The following is a 16,707-nucleotide window of genomic DNA, read 5'->3' as shown; positions in this document are numbered from 1 at the left end:
CAGGCTATGGCGCACGTTGGATTTGCGACGGGCGCCAGGGTTCAAAAAACTATAAACGGTGGGGTGTCTCTGTGCGACGGGGTTTGTTGTCCGGCCTGCTGCGCCGCAATATCGTCGGGATAGATATCGGGTCTTCCAGCGTCAAGGTGGTGGAGTTGTCCGCCAACGGCAAGCAGGGGGATTTCCGTCTCGAAAAATGCGCCAGCGAGCTGATTGAACGCAGTGCCGTCGCTGACGGCAATCTGGTGAATATCGATGCGGTGGGCAATGCGCTCAAGCGTGCCATCGCCAAGGCCGGCATCCGCGGTAAGGAAGCCGTGCTTGCCATTCCTGCAAGCCTGACGGAATCGCAAACCGTCAGCCTGCCCGACAACCTGACCGAAGACGAGCTCTTCGTGCAGGTCGAGAGCGAAGCCAATCGGCTGTTTCCGCCCTCGCAGAACGTCAATTTCGACTATGTCGTGATCGGCCCGTCCGAAACCGAAGGCGGGATCGGCGTGCGTGTCACGGCAACGGTCTCCGAGCGCGTGACCGAGCGCGTCACTGCCGCCGAGATGGCCGGCCTGAAAGCAATCGTCATGGACGTGGAAGAGAACGCCATCCAGCGCGCCATGACGCACATGCTGGCCGTCAAGCCCGACGCCACGGAAACCGAGACGCGCGACATGCCCGTCGTGGCGATGTTCCACTTGGGCGGTGCGCGCTCGCACGCATTGTTCTACCAAGGCTGGAAGGAGTTGTACGAGCAGCCGATGTCGGGCTCGGGCGACCAGCTTACGCAGAGCATTTCGCGTCTGTTTTCCCTCGATCTGCTTAAGGCCGAGGTGAAGAAGCGCAAGAACACGCTGCCCGACGAATACCGCAGCCAGCTGCTCAAGCCCTCGCTTGAGACGCTGGCCATGGAAGTCGGTCAGGCCATCCAGAATTTCCTGTCGACCTCGAGCGTCGGCCGCGTCGACGAGATCGTGCTGTCGGGCGGCCACGCATCGTTGCTGGGCGTGCAGACCGCCATCCAGCAGCAGACGCAGATCAATACGACGCTGGCCAATCCGTTCGCCAATATGGGCGCGGCCAAGAACGTCAACGCGCGCTATCTGCAGCGCGATCTGCCGGCCTACATCGTCAGCGCGGGTCTTGCCCTGCGCGGGCTGCAATAAGGAGCAGACGATGGCCAATGAAAGCGCGAATGCCGTGAATGCGCTCCCGAACGTCAATCTGCTGCCGTATCACGCAGAGCGACGCGCTGGTAAGCGCAAAAAAGTCTTCATGAGCCTGGGCGGCGCTGCCGTTGCGGGCGCTGTGGTGGTGTTCCTGGGCGGCATGGTGATCGATCACCAGACCGAAGAGGCGCAACGCATCAACGACATCCTCACGCAGAAGAACGCGGAGATGGACAAGCAGATCGCCGAGGTCAACACCCTCAAGAAGGACATCGACGACCTGCTGCAACGTCAGCAAGCGGTGGAAAGCCTGCAGAACCAGCGCAACCGCCCGGTGCAGTTGCTCGAGGAACTGGTGCGTCAGGTGCCGGACGGCATCTATCTCACCTCGCTCAAGCAGGATGGCGAGCGTTACACCGTATCGGGTGTGGCGCAGTCCAACGAGCGCGTGTCGGACCTGCTGCGCAACCTGGGTGCGGTGCCCTGGCTGGATCATGCAGAGCTGGGTGAATCGGTGGCCACCACCATGACGAACAACCTGAAGGAACAGCGCCGCTTGTTCAACTTCACGATCCGCTTCCAATGGAAGGCCGAGCCGGCAGCGCCGGCCAAGCCGGGTGCGGCCACGGCGGGGAAATAACCATGGCGCTCTCGACCGAAATTTCGCTGGAAGACTTGGTCAGCCAGTTCCGTGGCCTGAACCTGAATGAGCCGGAAACGTGGCCGATCGCGCCGCGCATCCTGTTCATGATTCTCTCGGCCGTGCTGGTGATCGGCCTGGGTTGGCAGTTCTACTGGAGTGGCAAGTTCGACGAACGCGACGCCAAGCGCACCGAGCAGGACAACCTCAAGGCGGCATACCAGAGCAAGCTCGCGCAGGTGGTGAACCTCGAAGCCCTGCGCAAGCAGAAGGCCGAGGTGGAGCAGCGTGTCGCCAAGCTCGAGCTGCAATTGCCCAACAAGACCGAGATGGACGCGCTGCTGGCCGACGTCAACCATGCCGGTATCGCGCGTGGGCTGACCTTCGATCTGTTCCGCCCATCCGGCGCGGTGATCAAGCCTTACTACGCTGAGATCCCGGTGGCGGTGAAGGTGAATGGCCGCTATCACGACATGGCACTCTTTGCTGCCGACGTGGCCGCGCTGTCGCGCATCGTCACGTTGCAGAACATCTCGCTGACGGGCACCAAGGATGGCGGCATGGTGATGGAAACGCGCGCTGAAGCCTACCGGGCGCTTGACGCCGATGAGCAGGCGGCTCAGCGCAAGGCGAATGCCGCTGCCAAGGGAGGCGCCAAATGAGGGGCCGCACCATGAGCCGTCGCCGCATGTCGCACGTTCTGCGTCTGTCGCCGCTGTGCTTCGCCGTCGTGCTGACGGCCTGCGGCGCGAGCGAAGACGACGAACTGCAGCAATGGATGCAGCAAGCGCGCCAGAGCGTCAGTACGACCGTGCCGCCGCTGCCCGAGCCCAAGCCTTACGCGCCGCGCGAATACACGACCACCAAGCAGACTGATCCGTTCAGCGTGCAGAAGGTGGCAGAACTTTCGCGCGCGCAGAACGAATCGCCGGAACCGAATCGCCGTCGCGAGCCGCTCGAAGACTATCCGCTGGAAGCCTTCAAGCTGGTCGGGACGATGAAGCGCAATGGCGAGACGGAAGGTGTCCTGTCTGTCGGGGACAAGACGCAGCATGTGCATGTGGGGCAGTACATCGGACAAAACTATGGTCGCATCGTCCGCATCGGAGACCAGGAACTCACCCTGCGTGAGCTGGTGCGCGAAGGCACGACCGAATGGAAAGAAAAAATGACGACCCTGAAAGTTCAGGAGAGCGCGCAATGACGATGCGTCTTGTGAAGGGCGGCCTGTCGCAGGCAACCCGAGTGGCCCGGGGGGGCGCGGTGGCATGGCTTTCGCTGTGCTTGGTTCTGGTGGCCGGTCAGGCCGTCGCTCAGCAGGCCGCGCCTGCAGCGGCCGTCTCCGGCAACACGATCGAAAAGGTGGAGCAGGCCACGGCCGGTGAATCCACCGTGGTGACGGTTACGCTCAAGAGCGCGCCGACACAGAAGCCGGTGGAGTTCAGCACGCAGCAGCCTGCGCGCATCGCCATCGACTTCTTCGGGGCCAGCTTCGCGCAGGGCCGCGCCAATTATCAATACGGCGGGAAGCTGCTGCGTTCGGCGAATGTCGTGCAGATCGGCGACCGTACCCGCGTCGTGCTCGATCTGTCGCGCCAGACGCAGTACAAGTCGGAAGTGCGCGGTAATCAGTACGTGCTGACGCTGGAAGCGGCGCCGGTGGCAGCGGCTGTCGCGGCGCCGACCTTCTCGGCCCCGGCACCCGTCGCAGGTGCTGAGCGCCCGGCGGTGCGCAACGTTGACTTCCGCCGCGGCGAGGATCTCGCCGGCCGCGTGGTGGTCGACCTGTCGACGGCCAACTCGGCGATCAACATCGCCCAGCAAGGTCAGAACCTCGTGGTCGACTTCGTCGGTGCGACGCTGCCGCAGTCGCTGCGCCGTCGGTATGACGTGAGCGACTTCGGCACGCCCGTGCAGGCCATGCGTGCCACCGACAACGGCACCGGCGCCCGCCTGATCATCGAGCCGCGCGGCAACTGGCAGTACAGCTCGTATCAGACCGACACGCAGTTCGTCGTGGAAGTGCGCCCGACCAAGGAAGACCCGAACAAGCTGATTTCCGGCCCGGGCTACCGAGGTGAGCGCCTGTCGCTGAACTTCCAGAACATCGATGTGCGTTCGTTGCTGCAGGTCTTCGCAGACTTCACGAACCTCAACATCGTGACCAGCGATAGCGTGACGGGCACCCTCTCGCTGCGTCTGAAGGATGTGCCCTGGGATCAGGCACTGCAGATCGTGCTGGATTCGAAGGGCCTGGCGTCGCGTCGCAACGGCAACGTGCTGTGGGTTGCCCCGCGCGGTGAGCTGGCCACGAAGGAAAAGGCGGAGTTGGAGTCGCAACAGCAAGTGACCGAGCTGGAGCCGTTGCGCAGCCAGGTGTTCCGCCTGAACTATCAGAACGCGGGCGATGTGCGCAACATGCTGCTGGGTGCCGGTGCCGCAGGTGGAGCAGGCGGTGCTGCCGGTGGCACGACCTCGCGAATTCTGTCCAAGCGCGGCTCGCTCACAGCGGATACGCGTACGAATCAACTGTTCGTCTCGGACATCCCGAGCAAGTTGGAGGAAGTGCAGGCGTTCCTGCTGAAGATCGACATTCCGGTTCGCCAGGTGATGATCGAGGCGCGCATCGTTGAGGCGGACGACACGTTCAGCCGCAACCTGGGTGCCAAGCTGGGCTTCGCGTCGAAGACAAACGGCGCTGGTTACGGCAACACCTACACCAACGTGGTGTCGCCGGTTACGCAAAACGCCACGTGGGACAACAGCCCGGCGATCAGCTTCCCGGCCAACGGCATCAACGGCGTGAATGCCGCCAGCGTGGCCGTTAGCCTGTTCAATGCTGGTGCCGGCCGTTTCCTGGCACTGGAGCTCTCTGCGCTGGAAGCAGACGGCCGCGGCAAGATCGTTTCCAGCCCGCGCGTGGTCACTGCCGACAACATCAAGGCGCTGATCGAGCAAGGTACTGAGATTCCGTACCAACAGGCGACATCTTCCGGTGCGACTTCGGTGCAGTTCAAGAAGGCCAACCTGAAGCTGGAAGTGACGCCCAAGATCACGCCGGACGGCAACATCTTCCTGGATGTGGACGTCAACAAGGACAGCGTGGGTATCCAGACCACCAACGGCTTTGCCATCGACACGAAGCACGTGCAGACGCAAGTGCTGGTGGAAAACGGCGGCACGGTCGTGATCGGTGGTATCTACACGCAGAACGAGCGGACAGACATCAACAAGGTGCCGCTGCTGGGTGACATTCCGGTGCTCGGCAATTTGTTCAAGAGCACGAACAAGATCAACAACCGCACCGAGCTGCTTGTTTTTCTGACGCCGCGAGTGCTGTCCGATCAACTGTCGCTGAAGTAATCGGCGGCGGCATCGCGATCTGAAAGCCCGGCCTCCCGAGTGGAGCGCCGGGCTTTTTTGTGTCCTGCTTCCGGGTTTGTGCAGGATGGTGACCAAATGCCACTACAATCAAGCTCAAATTCCTGATTTCACGCGATTTTGTCTGTTTCGAACGTATTTTTCGTCGGCTTGATGGGCGCGGGCAAGACCACGGTCGGCCGGGCGGTGGCGCGTCGGCTCGATCTGCCGTTCTTCGACTCCGATCACGAGATCGAAGCGCGCTGCGGCGTGCGTGTGCCAGTCATTTTCGAGCACGAGGGCGAAGTGGGCTTCCGCGATCGCGAAACCCATATGATCGACGAACTCACCTCGCGCGATGGCGTGGTCGTGGCCACTGGCGGCGGCGCCGTGCTGCGGGCCGAGAATCGCGCGTTCTTGCGTGAGCGTGGCACGGTGATCTATCTGCGCGCCAATCCGCATGACCTGTATCTTCGCACGCGTCACGACAAGAACCGGCCACTGCTGCAGACCGAAAACCCGCGTGCCAAGCTCGAAGAACTGCATGCGGTCCGTGACCCGCTGTACCGTGACGTGGCGCACTTTGTCATCGAAACGGGCAAGCCTACTGTCGCCCAGCTTGTTAATATGGTCCTGATGCAACTCGAGGTGGCCGGCATTGTTGTGCCGCCCGCGGGCGCCTCCTCCCCCTCGCAAGTCTCCCCTCAGTCATGATTACCGTTGATGTTGACCTTGGCGATCGCGCCTATCCGATTCATATCGGCTCGGGGCTGCTGTCCAAGGCTGAGTTGTTCGCCTCCCACATTCGCGGCACGCGTGCTGTGATCGTCACCAACGAGACCGTCGCACCGCTTTATGCAGCCCAGGTCGAGGCGGCCATCCGTTCGCTTGGCAAGGCAGTCGACACGGTTGTCCTGCCCGATGGCGAGTCGTTCAAGAAGTGGGACACGCTCAACCGCATCTTTGATGCGCTGTTGACGGCAGGCGCCGACCGCAAGACCACGCTGATCGCGCTGGGCGGCGGCGTAGTCGGCGACATGACCGGCTTTGCCGCGGCCTGCTACATGCGCGGTGTGCCGTTCATCCAGGTGCCGACGACGCTGCTGTCGCAGGTCGATTCGTCTGTGGGCGGCAAGACGGGCATCAACCATCCGCTGGGCAAGAACATGATCGGCGCGTTCCACCAGCCGCAGGCGGTGCTGGCCGATATCGATACGCTGCGCACCTTGCCGGCACGCGAGCTGGCTGCCGGTATGGCCGAGGTCATCAAGCACGGCGCGATCGCCGATGCCGATTACTTCGCCTGGATCGAACAGAACATCAAGGGCCTCAATGAGTGCGATACCGACCTGATGGCCGAAGCCGTGCGTGGCTCGGTGCGCATCAAGGCGGCTGTCGTTGCCCAGGACGAGCGTGAAACTGGCCTGCGCGCCACCCTCAATTTCGGCCATACCTTCGGCCATGCCATCGAGGCCGGTCTGGGCTACGGCGAATGGCTGCATGGCGAAGCCGTCGGCTGCGGCATGGTGATGGCGGCAGACCTGTCGCATCGTCTGGGCTTTATCGATATCGACACGCGCAACCGCATCACTGCGCTCACGCGTGCGGCCGACCTGCCGACGGTGGCGCCGGACCTCGGCGTTGATCGCTTCATCGACCTGATGCGCGTCGACAAGAAGGCCGAAGCCGGCGAGATCAAATTCGTGCTGCTGCGCAAGCTGGGCCAGGCGTTCGTGACCACGGTGCCCGACGCCGACTTGCGCGCCACCTTGCAGCACGCCGTGCTGCGACCACCGACCGAAGCGCCCGTCGCCTGAGACAAGACGAGATGGCCCGATGAACGACCGATCCGCTTTGCCTTCCGCGCCGTTCGACCTCGAAGGCCCACTCGCCCCTTACGCCGCACATTCGGCGCAGACGCGCGGCCGCGTACACGCCGAGCCGCCATCCACGTCGCGCACAGAGTTCCAGCGCGACCGCGATCGCATCATCCACAGCACCGCGTTTCGGCGCCTCGAATACAAGACGCAGGTCTTCGTGAATCACGAGGGCGATCTGTTCCGAACGCGGCTCACGCACAGTCTCGAGGTCGCGCAGATTGCTCGTTCGATTGCCCGCAGCCTGCGTCTGAACGAAGACCTAGTCGAAGCAATTTCGTTGGCACACGATCTGGGCCACACGCCGTTCGGCCATGCAGGGCAGGACGCGCTCAACGACTGCATGAAGCCGTACGGCGGCTTTGAACATAACCTCCAGAGCTTGTTGGTGGTCGATCGGCTGGAGGAGCGCTACGGCGGTTTCGATGGTCTGAACCTGACGTTCGAAACGCGCGAGGGCATCCTCAAACATTGCTCGCGCAACAACGCGGCCACGCTGGGTGACCTGGGGCGGCGTTTTCTCGAGGGGCAACAGCCTTCACTGGAAGCCCAGCTTGCCAACCTCGCTGATGAGGTTGCGTACAACAACCACGATATCGACGATGGCCTGCGTTCCGGCCTGATTACGCTGGAGCAACTCGAAGGCGTGCCGCTATGGGCCGTCCATCGGCGCGAGGCCGAGGCCGCGTTCCCGAATGTCAGCGGCCGGCGCCTGATCAACGAAACCATTCGCCGCATCATCAACGCGCTGATCGTCGATCTGATCGGCACCACGCGTGCCGGCATTGCTGACGTTGCGCCGCAATGTATCGACGATGTGCGTGCCGCACCAGCGCTCGTCGCGTTCTCCGACCCGATGCGCGAAGAGGCGCGCGCGCTCAAGCGCTTCCTGTTTGACAACCTGTATCGGCATTACCTCGTGATGCGCATGGCCGCCAAGGCGCGCCGCATCATCGACGATCTGTTCCGCGCCTTTACGGACGACCCGCGTCTGCTGCCGCCGCAGTATCAGGCGAAAGCCAACCCCGAAGAGCAGCCGCGCTGGATTGCGCATTACATCGCCGGCATGACGGATCGTTACGCTATCAAGGAACATCGCCGCATCTTTGCCGTTGATGCAGCTTGAGTAACGGCTGTACCGTTACCGTTCGGGCCGCTATCCGCCCGCCTAGCTCCCAATCGATCTGAAGCCAGATCAAAATCAAGCGCCCAAAAAAAAATGCCCGGCCGCCCCAACGCATGCCGGGCCGAACGCGCCAACCACCGCCGACGAGCGCCCCCGCCGTCGACGGCCCCTGCGGCACGTCGGTAAAAGTCGATCAGGACAGTGTCAGTTCGCTGATCTCCCTCCCTTAAAAGCGATAGCCCAGGCCGACGCCCAGCAGCCACGGGTCAACCTTCACCTTGCTGATGGTCTGGCCGGCCATCTTCACGTCGGCGCTGATCCAGGTCTTTTTCAGGTCGACGTTGAAGTAGAGGCGTTCGGTCAGGCGATAGTCGAAGCCGGCCTGCAGCGCAGGGCCGAAGCTGTTTTTGCTGAGGTCCAGCGAACCAACGCCCGGCACCTGCAGATTCACATTCGAGATGCGCGTGTAGTTGATGCCCGCGCCCACGTACGGTTTGAAGCGCGACTCAGGCGTGAAGTGGTATTGCATCGTCAGGATGGGCGGCAAGTGGCGGAAGCTGCCGATCTTGGTCGGGCCGCCCAGCGCGCTTTGCATGACCGTGACGTCCTGTTGTTGCGGGTAAGTCAGGATCAGCTCGGCCGCGAGGTGCGGCGTGAAGAAGTACGAGATGTCCAGCTCGGGCAGGACCTTGTTGTTGATCTGAATGGCGTCAGCCGGAATGGCCAGCGCCGGCACCGCGTCGGATTTGTTGGCGGCTGTCAGGTTGACGGCGCGCAGGCGCACCATCCAGTTGCCGGTGGCCGGCGGCAAGTCCGTGCTCTGCGCAAAGGCAGTCTGGCCGAATCCGGCGGCAAGCATTCCGGCGGCTACAGCTACGGCGGCTAGGCGGTGAAAAGCCATGAATCGCTCCCTCTCGTGTTGTCTCGTGATGTGATGGGAGCCAGTCTCGCGGGGAAGTTGCTTGGCCGATTTGCTCGGGATCAAGTTCACCCCGTCGTCGATGCCGTGGACGGTCGCCAATTTGACGGCACGCAAACTCTGCCGTCGCCTCCGCGCGACAGCCCCATGCAAGCGTTTGCCTGCTAAAAATTGGGGACAGGTTCGCTGGGTTCAGGCTACGATGGCGCTTTTCGCCGCCCTGTCTGTTCCATGGCCCGCCTGCCTCGCCTCAGCCCTACCGATGTTCCTGTGCACGTGTTGCAGCGCGGCAACAACCGCCAGATCGTTTTTCGCGGCGACGACGACTACGCGTTCTATCTCGACACGTTGCGCATGGCCGCGCGCGAGCACGACTTCGCCGTCCATGGCTTCTCGCTGATGCCGAATCACGTTCATCTGGTGGGGACGCCCAAGGTGGCGGACAGCCTTTCGCGCACGCTGCAGGCGGTCGGACGACGCTATACGCGGTACTTCAACGCCGCCGCTGATCGCAGCGGAACGCTGTGGGAAGGGCGTTTCCGCTCGACCGTGCTGGACCCGGCCGAATGGGTCTTGCCGATGCTGTTGTACGTGGAATCCAACGCCGTGCGCGCGGGTCTTGTCAGCACGCCGGAAGACGACCGATGGAGCACATATCGTCATCATGTGGGCATCCAATCCATTCCGTGGGTGAGTGACCACTATTGTTATTGGCGGCTTGGCAATACGCCTTTCGAGCGCCAGTCGCGCTATCGAACGTTGTGGCATGAAGGTCTGGGTTCAGACCAGCTGGCGCAGATTCGCCAGCACGTGCACAGCGGCTGGCCACTCGGAAACGAGGCGTTTCTCGCGACGCTGGCACGCGCCGGCGGCCGCCGGGTTGCGCCATTGCCCAAGGGGCGACCACCCCGCCAACTCGCGGAAGTGGAAGCGGAGGACAGCGCGCGCACCGAATAGCGCGGTAGTGGAGCTGTCACGCTGAGCCGTAACATTGCGGCCGCATTTAATCTGTCCCCATTAATTAACCCGCACTGTTGTCGTGCATTTGTTAATTGAATCTGACCCCATTTAAAAACTTTTGCCTGTTACGGGCCACTCTTTTATATTCGTTTCACCCCGCATTCATGGTGCGGCGCGCCATTGCCTGTCTGCCACCGCATTCGCACGTTCGCGAGGGCTTTCTGCGGCGCGCTGTACCCACAACATCGGAAGATCGCCGTGGAACAACATTCCTTCCCCGCCGCCGCACCGTCGGCCCAGGGTCTGTATGACCCGACCAATGAACACGACGCTTGCGGCGTCGGCTTCGTCGCTCACATCAAGGGCAAGAAGAGCCACGAGATCGTCCAGCAGGGCCTGCGTATCCTGCACAACCTCGACCACCGGGGCGCTGTCGGTGCTGACCCGCTGATGGGCGACGGCGCGGGCATCCTGCTGCAGATTCCCGACCAGTTCTTCCGTGAAGAGATGGCGAAGCAGGGCATCAATCTGCCGCCGGCCGGCGAATACGGCGTCGGCATGATTTTCCTGCCGAAGGAGCACGCGTCGCGTCTGGCCTGTGAACAGGAACTCGAGCGCACCGTGCGTCTGGAAGGCCAGGTCGTGCTGGGCTGGCGCGATGTTCCGGTCGACAAGACCATGCCGATGTCGCCGACGGTGCAGAAGACTGAGCCGGTGATCCGCCAGATCTTCATCGGGCGCGGCCGCGACATCATGACCACCGACGCGCTGGAGCGGAAGCTGTACGTGATCCGCAAAACCGCCAGCCACGCGATCCAGGCGCTCAAGCTCAAGCACGGTAAGGAATACTTCGTGCCGTCGATGTCGGCGCGCACGATCGTCTACAAGGGCCTGCTGTTGTGCGAGCAGGTGGGCCGCTATTACCAGGACCTGGCAGACCCGCGTACGGTGTCGGCGCTGGCGCTGGTGCACCAGCGTTTTTCGACCAACACGTTCCCGGCCTGGGAACTGGCGCACCCGTACCGCATGGTCGCGCACAACGGCGAAATCAACACCGTCAAGGGCAACGTCAACTGGATCAACGCGCGTACGGGGGGCATCTCGTCGCCGGTGCTGGGCGATGATCTGCCCAAGCTGTGGCCGCTGATCTATCCGGGCCAGTCGGATACCGCATCGTTCGACAACTGTCTCGAACTGCTGACGATGGCCGGCTACCCGTTGGCCCAGGCGATGATGATGATGATTCCGGAAGCGTGGGAACAGCACACGCTGATGGACGACAACCGCCGCGCATTCTACGAATACCACGCCGCGATGATGGAGCCGTGGGACGGCCCCGCCGCCATCTGCTTTACCGACGGCCGCCAGATCGGCGCGACGCTCGACCGTAACGGCTTGCGTCCGGCGCGCTATTACGTGACCGACGACGACATGGTCGTGATGGCCTCGGAAGCCGGCGTGCTGCCGATTCCCGAGTCGCGCATCGTCAAGAAGTGGCGCCTGCAGCCAGGCAAGATGTTCCTGATCGACATGGAGCAGGGCCGCATCATCGACGACAAGGAACTCAAGGACAACCTGGCCAACGCCAAGCCGTACAAGAGCTGGATCGATGCCGTGCGCATCAAGCTCGACGAGCTGGACGCGAAGCCCGAAGACGTGGCTGCCGAGACGAAGCCGGCCGCCAAGCTGCTGGACCGCCAGCAGGCCTTCGCCTACACGCAGGAAGACGTCAAGTTCCTGATGACCCCGATGGCCGCCAACGGCGAAGAGGCCGCGGGCTCCATGGGCAATGACAGCCCGCTGGCCGTGCTGTCGTCCAAGAACAAGACGCTTTACAACTACTTCAAGCAACTGTTCGCGCAGGTCACGAACCCGCCGATCGACCCGATCCGCGAAAACGTGGTGATGTCGCTCGTCTCGTTCATCGGGCCGAAGCCGAACCTGCTTGAGCTGAACAACATCAACCCGCCGATGCGCCTTGAAGTGAGCCAGCCCGTGCTGGACTTCAAGGACATGGCGAAGATCCGCAACATCGAGCACTACACCGGCGGCAAGTTCATGTCTTATGAGCTGGACATCTGCTATCCGGTGGCGTGGGGCAAGGAAGGCATCGAGGCGCGCCTGGCCTCGCTGTGCGCAGAGGCCGTCGACGCGGTCAAGTCGGGCTACAACATCCTGATCGTGTCGGACCGCGCGGTCGACGAGAAGCAGGCCGCCATTCCGGCGCTGCTGGCCACGTCCGCCATCCACCATCACCTGGTAGAGAAGGGCCTGCGCACGAGCACGGGTCTGGTCGTTGAAACGGGTTCGGCCCGCGAAGTGCACCACTTCGCGCTGCTGGCCGGCTACGGCGCAGAAGCCGTGCACCCGTACCTGGCGATGGAGACGCTCGCCGAATTGGCGCCGGGTCTGGGCCTGACCGCCGAGAAAGCCATCTACAACTTCACCAAGGCGATCGGCAAGGGCCTGCACAAGGTGATGTCCAAGATGGGCATCTCGACGTACATGTCGTACACGGGCGCGCAGATCTTCGAAGCGATCGGCCTGTCGCGTGAGCTGGTCGACAAGTACTTCCACGGCACCGCATCGAACGTCGGCGGCATCGGCATCTTCGAGGTGGCTGAAGAGGCGCTGCGCCTGCACCGCGATGCCTTTGGCGATGCGCCGGTGCTGGCGAACATGCTGGATGCCGGTGGCGAATACGCCTACCGCGTCCGCGGCGAAGAGCACATGTGGACGCCGGATTCGATCGCCAAGCTGCAGCACGCGACGCGCGCGAATTCGTACCAGACGTACAAGGAATACGCGAACCTCATCAACGATCAGAGCAAGCGCCACATGACGCTGCGCGGTCTGTTCGAGTTCAAGGTGGACCCGGCACGTGCGATTCCGCTGGAAGAAGTTGAGCCGGCCAAGGAGATCGTCAAGCGCTTTGCTACCGGCGCCATGTCGCTGGGTTCGATTTCGACCGAGGCGCACACCACGCTGGCCGTGGCGATGAACCGCATCGGCGGCAAGTCGAACACGGGCGAAGGCGGCGAAGACGAGCGCCGTTACCGCAACGAACTGCGCGGCATTCCCATCAAGCAGGGCACGAAGCTGTCGGACGTGATCGGCCGCGAAGTGGTCGAGCGCGATCTGGAGCTGCAGGAAGGCGATTCGCTGCGCTCGAAGATCAAGCAGGTGGCGTCGGGCCGTTTTGGCGTGACGGCTGAGTACCTGGCTTCGGCTGATCAGATCCAGATCAAGATGGCGCAGGGCGCCAAGCCTGGCGAAGGCGGCCAGCTGCCCGGCCACAAGGTGACGGATTACATCGGCAAGCTGCGTTACGCGGTGCCGGGCGTTGGCCTGATCTCGCCGCCGCCGCACCACGACATTTACTCGATCGAAGATCTGGCACAGCTCATTCACGACCTGAAGAACGTGAATCCGCGTTCGGACGTGTCGGTCAAGCTGGTGTCGGAAGTGGGCGTCGGCACGGTGGCAGCAGGTGTCGCCAAGGCCAAGGCCGATCACGTGGTGATCGCCGGTCATGACGGTGGTACCGGTGCCTCGCCGTGGTCGTCGATCAAGCATGCCGGCACGCCGTGGGAGCTGGGCCTGGCCGAGACGCAGCAGACGCTGATGCTCAACGGCCTGCGCAACCGCATCCGCGTGCAAGCCGACGGCCAGATGAAGACCGGCCGCGATGTGGCGATCGGTGCACTGCTGGGCGCCGATGAATTTGGCTTCGCCACCGCACCGCTGGTGGTTGAAGGCTGCATCATGATGCGCAAGTGCCACCTGAACACGTGCCCGGTGGGCGTGGCGACGCAGGATCCGGTGCTACGCAAGAAGTTCTCGGGCAAGCCCGAGCACGTGGTGAACTACTTCTTCTTCGTGGCCGAAGAAGTGCGCGAAATCATGGCGCAACTGGGCATCCGCACGTTCAACGAACTGATTGGTCGCGCGGACCTGCTCGACACGAAGTCCGGCATCGAACACTGGAAGGCCCGCGGCCTGGACTTCGCGCGCATCTTCTACCAGCCGGCCAAGAAGGAAGGCGAGCCGTGCTATCAGGTCGACGTGCAAGACCATGGTCTTGATCGCGCACTGGATCACCAGCTCATCGAGAAGGCCAAGGCTGCGCTGGAAAAGGGCGAGCGCGTGTCGTTCATCCAGCCGGTGCGCAACGTCAACCGCACCGTGGGCGCGATGCTGTCGGGCGAAGTGGCCAAGCGCTACGGCCATGAAGGTCTGCCTGATGACTCGATCCACGTGCAGATGCAGGGCACGGCTGGCCAGTCGTTTGGTGCGTTCCTGGCACACGGCGTGACGCTGGACCTGGTGGGCGACGGCAACGACTACGTGGGCAAGGGTCTGTCGGGCGGCCGCGTGATCGTGCGCCCGCCGCACGAGTTCCGCGGTGAGCCGACCAACAACATCATCGTCGGCAACACCGTGCTGTACGGCGCGCTGGCCGGTGAGGCGTTCTTCAACGGCGTGGCCGGCGAACGCTTTGCGGTGCGCAACTCCGGCGCCACCACGGTGGTGGAGGGCACGGGCGACCACGGCTGCGAATACATGACCGGCGGCACCGTCGTTGTGCTGGGTACCACCGGCCGTAACTTCGCGGCAGGCATGTCGGGCGGCGTTGCCTACGTCTATGACGAAGACGGCCTGTTCGACAAGCGCTGCAACACGGCGCAGGTCGCACTGGAATCCGTGCTTTCGGCGGCAGACCAGGAGAAGGCGCATACCCCGTCGACCTGGCACAAGGTGAACGGCGAGCGCGTGCTCGACGAGCAACTGCTCAAGGCGCTGGTGGAAAAACACTTCCGCTACACCGGCTCCGAGCGTGCCAAAGAACTGCTGGCCGACTGGAACAACGCGCGCCGTCGCTTCGTCAAGGTCTTCCCGACCGAGTACAAGCGCGCACTGACCGAGATGTACGAGCGCGAACAGGAAGCGGGCCGCGAACAGATCGCCGCCTGAACCTGATTCCAAGCGACTTGGCGGGTTGTCGATCGATGATCGGCTCCCGCCGCCACTGAATACAACGCAACCTCACAAGACAGGCCCGACTGTCTGGCTAGCACGACTGTGCCGGCAGAGCAGCATCGGGTCAGGAAGGACACCATGGGCAAGGCGACCGGTTTTCTCGAATTTCCCCGCCAGAACGAGGCATACGAAGCGCCCGAAGCGCGCGTGAAGCATTACAAGGAATTCGTGTTCGCGCTGGCGGACAACGAAGCCAAGATTCAGGGCGCACGTTGCATGGACTGCGGCATTCCGTTCTGCAACAACGGCTGCCCGGTCAACAACATCATCCCGGACTTCAACGACCTGGTGTATCGCCAGGACTGGAAGACCGCGATTGAGGTGCTGCACTCGACCAACAACTTCCCCGAGTTCACGGGCCGCATCTGCCCGGCACCGTGCGAAGCGGCGTGCACGCTGGGCATCAACGAGCTGCCGGTCGGCATCAAGTCGATCGAGCACGCCATCATCGACAAGGCTTGGGAAGAAGGCTGGGTGGCACCGCAAGTGCCGAAGCACAAGACCGGCAAGACTGTGGCCGTGGTCGGCTCCGGTCCGGCTGGCATGGCCGCTGCGCAGCAACTGGCACGCGCTGGCCACGACGTGACGCTGTTTGAAAAGAACGACCGCATTGGCGGCCTGCTGCGCTACGGCATCCCCGATTTCAAGCTGGAAAAGGCGCAGATCGACCGCCGCATGCAGCAGATGGAAGCCGAGGGCGTGACGTTCCGCACCGGCGTGATGGTGGGCGACAAGACGGTTCCGGCCGGCATCACCAACGACGCGCGGGAGATGATCTCTGCCGACGACATCCTCAAACAATTCGACGCCGTCGTGCTGACGGGCGGCTCGGAAGTGCCGCGCGATCTGCCGGTGCCGGGCCGTGATCTGGATGGCGTGCATTACGCGCTGGAATTCCTGATCCCGCAGAACAAGGAAGTGGCCGGCGATGCCCCGAACCCGATCCGCGCCGATGGCAAGCATGTCATCGTGATCGGCGGCGGCGACACGGGCTCGGACTGCGTGGGCACGTCAAACCGCCATGGCGCCGCGTCGGTCACGCAGTTCGAACTGCTGCCGCGTCCGCCCGAAGAAGAGAACAAGCCGCTGGTGTGGCCGTACTGGCCGATCAAGCTGCGCACGTCGTCGTCGCATGACGAAGGTTGCGAGCGCGACTGGTCGGTCGCCACCAAGGCGCTCATCGGTGAGAACGGCCGGGTGACGGGCCTTACCGCCGTGCGCCTGGAGTGGAAGGACGGCAAGATGGCCGAGGTTGCAGGCAGCGAGTTCACGCTCAAGGCTGATCTCGTCCTGCTGGCGATGGGCTTTACCAATCCGGTCGGTGGCGTGCTGGATGCCTTTGGCGTGACCAAGGATGCGCGCAACAATGCGCGTGCCGCCACCGAAGGCGACAACGCTTACGCCACCAACGTGCCGAAGGTGTTCGCCGCCGGTGATGTACGCCGCGGCCAGTCGCTCGTCGTGTGGGCCATCCGGGAAGGCCGCCAAGCCGCCCGCTCGGTCGACGCGTTTCTCATGGGCCATACGGAACTGCCGCGCTGACCACGCGGTTGACCGGATGACTCAGGCCCGCCTTGGCGGGCCTTTTTGTTTGTGACGCACGTGTGATGGCGCGCGCGTCATGC

The 16,707-nt window shown here is 63.1% G+C and carries 12 protein-coding genes; 11 read left to right on the top strand and 1 reads right to left on the bottom strand.

Features of this window, described 5'->3' with window-relative positions; genetic code table 11:
* The first annotated feature begins 86 nt into the window (after window positions 1-86).
* From pilM to NG898_RS25365, 8 genes are all read left to right on the top strand, one after another.
* Window positions 87-1,157, top strand: a complete 1,071-nt coding sequence (gene pilM, locus NG898_RS25400; protein ID WP_027680253.1) for a type IV pilus biogenesis protein PilM — start codon at window positions 87-89, stop codon at window positions 1,155-1,157.
* A gap of 10 nt (window positions 1,158-1,167) precedes the next feature.
* Window positions 1,168-1,800, top strand: a complete 633-nt coding sequence (locus NG898_RS25395; protein ID WP_252695019.1) for a PilN domain-containing protein — start codon at window positions 1,168-1,170, stop codon at window positions 1,798-1,800.
* Window positions 1,801-1,802: 2 nt separating this feature from the next.
* Window positions 1,803-2,462, top strand: coding sequence for a type IV pilus inner membrane component PilO (locus NG898_RS25390; RefSeq protein ID WP_027680251.1), 660 nt, complete (start codon window positions 1,803-1,805; stop codon window positions 2,460-2,462).
* Window positions 2,459-3,004 (top strand): pilus assembly protein PilP, encoded by a 546-nt coding sequence (locus NG898_RS25385; RefSeq protein ID WP_252695018.1) that lies wholly within the window; start codon window positions 2,459-2,461, stop codon window positions 3,002-3,004. Before NG898_RS25390 ends, NG898_RS25385 begins: the two co-directional genes overlap by 4 nt.
* 2 nt (window positions 3,005-3,006) lie before the next feature.
* Window positions 3,007-5,163: a temperature dependent type IV pilus secretin PilQ gene (pilQ, locus tag NG898_RS25380; RefSeq protein ID WP_289813129.1), complete on the top strand. Its 2,157-nt coding sequence runs from the start codon at window positions 3,007-3,009 to the stop codon at window positions 5,161-5,163.
* Window positions 5,164-5,301: 138 nt separating this feature from the next.
* Window positions 5,302-5,874 carry a shikimate kinase gene (locus NG898_RS25375; protein WP_252695016.1) on the top strand — a complete coding sequence of 191 codons (573 nt, stop codon included), beginning with the start codon at window positions 5,302-5,304 and terminating at the stop codon, window positions 5,872-5,874.
* The gene (gene aroB / locus NG898_RS25370; RefSeq protein WP_252695015.1) at window positions 5,871-6,977 is read left to right on the top strand and encodes a 3-dehydroquinate synthase; all 1,107 of its coding nucleotides are present in this window, start codon (window positions 5,871-5,873) and stop codon (window positions 6,975-6,977) included. The genes NG898_RS25375 and aroB overlap by 4 nt, the downstream gene beginning before the upstream one ends.
* 19 nt (window positions 6,978-6,996) lie before the next feature.
* Window positions 6,997-8,163 carry a deoxyguanosinetriphosphate triphosphohydrolase gene (locus tag NG898_RS25365; RefSeq protein WP_252695014.1) on the top strand — a complete coding sequence of 389 codons (1,167 nt, stop codon included), beginning with the start codon at window positions 6,997-6,999 and terminating at the stop codon, window positions 8,161-8,163.
* Window positions 8,164-8,389: 226 nt separating this feature from the next.
* On the opposite strand, the gene NG898_RS25360 is transcribed toward NG898_RS25365, so the two are convergent.
* Complete coding sequence (locus NG898_RS25360) at window positions 8,390-9,064, bottom strand: OmpW/AlkL family protein (RefSeq protein WP_252695013.1); 675 nt, start codon at window positions 9,062-9,064, stop codon at window positions 8,390-8,392.
* 249 nt (window positions 9,065-9,313) lie between these two features.
* On the opposite strand from NG898_RS25360, the gene NG898_RS25355 reads away from it, so the two are divergent.
* The 3 genes from NG898_RS25355 (at window position 9,314) to NG898_RS25345 (ending at window position 16,624) form a co-directional block, all read left to right on the top strand.
* The gene (locus NG898_RS25355) at window positions 9,314-10,039 is read left to right on the top strand and encodes a transposase (RefSeq protein WP_252695012.1); all 726 of its coding nucleotides are present in this window, start codon (window positions 9,314-9,316) and stop codon (window positions 10,037-10,039) included.
* A gap of 261 nt (window positions 10,040-10,300) precedes the next feature.
* A complete protein-coding gene (locus NG898_RS25350; RefSeq protein WP_252695011.1) occupies window positions 10,301-15,016 on the top strand; it encodes a glutamate synthase-related protein in 4,716 nt (1,571 codons plus the stop codon).
* Between the two features lie 144 nt (window positions 15,017-15,160).
* Window positions 15,161-16,624, top strand: coding sequence for a glutamate synthase subunit beta (locus NG898_RS25345; protein WP_252695010.1), 1,464 nt, complete (start codon window positions 15,161-15,163; stop codon window positions 16,622-16,624).
* The last annotated feature ends 83 nt before the right edge of the window (window positions 16,625-16,707 follow it).

Origin of the sequence: Ralstonia mojiangensis (genome assembly GCF_023955645.1) — a bacterium.
Taxonomy (GTDB): Bacteria; Pseudomonadota; Gammaproteobacteria; order Burkholderiales; family Burkholderiaceae; genus Ralstonia; species Ralstonia mojiangensis.
This window is presented reverse-complemented; position numbering and strand designations above follow the sequence as displayed.